At 55.2% G+C, this 261-nt stretch carries 1 protein-coding gene; it reads left to right on the forward strand.

Going from position 1 to position 261, the window contains the following annotated elements:
- Window positions 1-261: hypothetical protein (locus tag ACO0LH_RS28655; protein ID WP_422944554.1), on the forward strand; the 261-nt coding region annotated here is incomplete at both ends.

The following is a 261-nucleotide window of genomic DNA, read 5'->3' on the forward strand; positions in this document are numbered from 1 at the left end:
AAGTTATCATCACTGGTAACACCAACCTCAACCTCGGTTCCACCACCAACGTCGTCAACGGCGCGGTTGGCACAATCGAATCCCTGAACTACCAAGGCGGTATCCTGCAAGCCTCCGGTCGTCTGGCCACTGTTGACGCGTCTGCCTTCACAGGTAACCTGACCATCAACCTGGGCAACGGCATCTTCACAACAGGTGCAGCAGATACATCCGGTTCCGCACAAAACGTCTCCATCATCGGCGGCAAAGGTAACGACACCT

The sequence above is a fragment of the Undibacterium sp. TJN19 genome, from assembly GCF_049339485.1.
GTDB lineage: Bacteria > Pseudomonadota > Gammaproteobacteria > Burkholderiales > Burkholderiaceae_D > Undibacterium.